At 68.3% G+C, this 3,319-nt stretch carries 5 protein-coding genes; 3 read left to right on the top strand and 2 right to left on the bottom strand.

The genetic code is table 11. The annotated features are described in order from the left end of the window. From AC27VN_RS36570 to AC27VN_RS36580, 3 genes are all read left to right on the top strand, one after another. Positions 1 to 468, top strand: a 468-nt coding sequence (locus AC27VN_RS36570) for an ATP phosphoribosyltransferase regulatory subunit (RefSeq protein WP_490879799.1), incomplete at its 5' end; no start/stop codon positions are given. Positions 469 to 489: 21 nt separating this feature from the next. Continuing rightward, positions 490 to 1,821, top strand: coding sequence for an adenylosuccinate synthase (locus AC27VN_RS36575; RefSeq protein ID WP_093342602.1), 1,332 nt, complete (start codon positions 490 to 492; stop codon positions 1,819 to 1,821). 89 nt (positions 1,822 to 1,910) lie between these two features. Continuing rightward, the gene (locus AC27VN_RS36580) at positions 1,911 to 2,435 is read left to right on the top strand and encodes a phosphoribosyltransferase (protein WP_057594725.1); all 525 of its coding nucleotides are present in this window, start codon (positions 1,911 to 1,913) and stop codon (positions 2,433 to 2,435) included. Positions 2,436 to 2,502: 67 nt separating this feature from the next. Here the strand turns inward: AC27VN_RS36580 and AC27VN_RS36585 are convergent, their stop codons facing one another. Both AC27VN_RS36585 and AC27VN_RS36590 read right to left on the bottom strand, forming a co-directional pair. Beyond that, positions 2,503 to 2,961 (bottom strand): VOC family protein, encoded by a 459-nt coding sequence (locus AC27VN_RS36585; RefSeq protein ID WP_490879800.1) that lies wholly within the window; start codon positions 2,959 to 2,961, stop codon positions 2,503 to 2,505. Between the two features lie 61 nt (positions 2,962 to 3,022). Further along, a partial coding sequence (locus AC27VN_RS36590; protein ID WP_490879801.1) for a helix-turn-helix domain-containing protein occupies positions 3,023 to 3,319 on the bottom strand: 297 nt, incomplete at its 5' end.

Below are 3,319 nucleotides of genomic sequence, written 5' to 3' on the forward strand. Positions count from 1 at the left end.
CAGGGCACGCCCGCGGTGCGCGCGGCACTGTCCGACCTCAAGCTGCTGGCCGCCGGCCTCGACGGCGTGGCGGGCCGCAAGATCACATTCGACCTGGCCGACCTGCGCGGCTATGCCTACTACAGCGGCATGCGCTTCGGCATCTACGTGCCGGGCGCGGCCGATTCGCTGGTGCGCGGCGGCCGCTACGACGAGGTGGGCGCCGTGTTCGGCCGCAACCGTCCGGCGGTCGGCTTCAGCCTCGATGTGCGCGAGCTGGTCGGCGTGCTGCCGAAGCGTCCGTTGCGCGCTGCGATCCGCGCGCCCTGGAGCGACGAAACCGGCCTGCGTCAGGCCATCGCCGGGCTGCGCAAGGCCGGCGAAACCGTGGTGTGCGTGCTGCCGGGCCATGGCAGCGAAATCGATGAGTTCCACTGCGACCGCGAGCTCGTCGAGCAGGCCGGCCAGTGGCAAGTCCGAACGATCTGAATTTTTAGCAATGGAACGAGCATGAGCGTAACCACCGGAAGAAACGTGGTCGTCGTCGGTACCCAATGGGGCGACGAGGGCAAAGGCAAGCTGGTCGACTGGCTGACCGAGAGCGCCCAGGGCGTGGTCCGCTTCCAGGGCGGCCACAACGCGGGCCACACGCTCGTGATCAACGGCGTGAAGACCGCGCTGCACCTGATCCCCAGCGGCATCATGCGTCCCGGCGTGAAGTGCTACATCGGCAACGGTGTGGTGCTGTCGGCGGCCAAGCTGTTCGAGGAGATCGAAGGGCTCGAGAAGGCCGGCGTGGAAGTGCGTTCGCGCCTGCGCATCAGCGAGGCCTGCCCGCTGATCCTGCCGTTCCACTCGGCGCTGGACATCGCGCGCGAGGCCTACCGCGAAAAGGGCGGCGTCGAGAAGATCGGCACCACCGGCCGCGGCATCGGCCCGGCCTACGAAGACAAGATCGCGCGCCGTGCGCTGCGCGTGCAGGACCTCAAGCACCCCGAGCGCTTCGCGGCCAAGCTGCGCGTGCTGCTCGACCTGCACAACCACGTGCTGACCGAGGTGCTGGGCTCGACCGCGATCGACTTCGACACCGTGTTCGACGAAGCCATGCGCCACGCCGCGCTGCTCAAGCCGATGATGGCCGACGTCTCGCGCGAACTGAACGACGCCCATCGCGACGGCGCCAACCTGCTGTTCGAAGGCGCGCAGGGCACGCTGCTCGACGTCGACCACGGCACCTATCCGTACGTCACCTCGAGCAACTGCGTGGCCGGCAACGCCGCCGCCGGCTCGGGCGTGGGCCCGGGCATGCTGCACTACATCCTCGGCATCACCAAGGCCTACTGCACGCGCGTGGGCGGCGGTCCGTTCCCGACCGAACTCGACTGGGCCACGCCCGGCACCCCCGGCTACCACATGAGCACCGTGGGCGCCGAAAAGGGCGTGACCACGGGCCGCAGCCGCCGCTGCGGCTGGTTCGATGCCGCGCTGCTCAAGCGCTCGGCGCAGGTCAACGGCCTGTCGGGCCTGTGCATCACCAAGCTCGACGTGCTCGACGGCCTCGAGAAGCTCGAGCTGTGCACCGGCTACGAGCTCGACGGCGAGACCACCGACATCCTGCCGATGGGCGCCGACGAGATCGAGCGCTGCACCCCGATCTACGAAACCCTCGAAGGCTGGAGCGAAAGCACGGTCGGCGTGACGCAGTACGACAAGCTGCCGGTCAACGCGCGCCTGTACCTGCAGCGCATCGAGCAGGTCACCGGCGTGCCGATCCACATGGTGTCGACCAGCCCCGACCGCGATCACACGATCATGATGCGCCACCCCTATCTGGCCGACTGATTTCCCGGCTCGACGACAACCCCAAAAAGAAGCCCCCTGCGCCCGCTGACCCGGGCGACATCCGCTATTCATCCAGGAGCCCATCCCCCATGTTGACCGAAGACGGCAAGCACCTCTACGTGAGCTACGACGAGTACCACAACCTGATCGAGAAGCTCGCGATCAAGGTGCACCAGTCGGGTTGGGAGTTCGACACCATCCTGTGCCTCGCCCGTGGCGGCATGCGCCCGGGCGACGTGCTGTCGCGCATCTTCGACAAGCCGCTGGCGATCATGTCGACCAGCTCCTACCGGGCCGATGCCGGCACCATCCAGGGCCATCTCGACATCGCGCGCTACATCACCACGCCCAAGGGCGAGATCGCCGGCAAGGTGCTGCTGGTCGACGACCTGGCCGACTCGGGCCACACGCTGCATGCGGTGATCAACATGCTGCGCAACAACTACGCGCCGATCACCGAGCTGCGCAGCGCGGTGCTGTGGACCAAGGCGCTCTCGACCTTCACGCCCGACTACTCGGTGGAGTTCCTGCAGACCAATCCGTGGATCCACCAGCCCTTCGAGGGCTACGACTCGCTGCGGCCCGAGAAGCTGATCGAGAAGTGGTCGGTCTGAGGCCCGTCTCCAGACGCGTCCGCTCGACCTCGACGCCCCGGCTTGCCGGGGCGTTTTTCATGGCGCGTCAGCAGGCGCCGCTGCCGTTCTCGAACATCGCCGTGTAGCGCCGCTGCATCTCCTCGGGCGACAGCTTCTCGATGCTGTGGCCCACGTTCCAGCGGTGGCCGAAGGGATCGCGGAACACGCCCGAGCGCTCGCCGTAGAAGCGGTCCTCGGTCGGCATCTCGAGCGTGGCGCCGGCCGCCACCGCGCGCGCGACCACCGCGTCGGCATCGTCCACGTGCAGGTGCAGGGTGACCGCGCTGCCGCCCAGCGTCTTCGCGCTCGGGATGCCGTACTCGGGGTACTCGTCCGAGATCATCAGGATCGCGCCGTTGTGGAAGTCGAGCTCGACGTGGCCGACGCGGCCGCTGGGCTCGACCAGCCGGAAGATCTCCTTGACCTGGAACACCTCGCAGTAGAAGTCGACCGCGGCCTTGGCATCGTGGACGCAGATGTAGGGGAAGAGCTCGTGGATCGCCATGGGGTGCCTCTCGTCGTGGTTCGTGGAAGAAATCGCGTGTCGGCGCCGATTCTGGAAGGCTTCAGCGCGGCCGTCTTGAACGAATTTGACCGGGGGCGGCGTTCGCGGGCACCGCCACGTGGCGTGGCGACGTGGCGCCCGTGCGCCGCCAGGCCTGCGGCGCCATGCCCGCGAGCGCCGAGAACTCGCGGCTCAGGTGCGCCTGGTCGGCATAGCCGGCCTCGAATGCGATCTCGGCCCAGGGCCGCGCCGGATCGGCCGCCAGCGCCAGCGCGCGGTCGAAGCGCATCACGCGCGCGTACTCCTTCGGCGTGAGCCCGATGGCGCCGCGGAACAGCGCGATGAAGCGCCGGTGGCT

The organism is Variovorax sp. 20P10.2.4 (genome assembly GCF_058244205.1).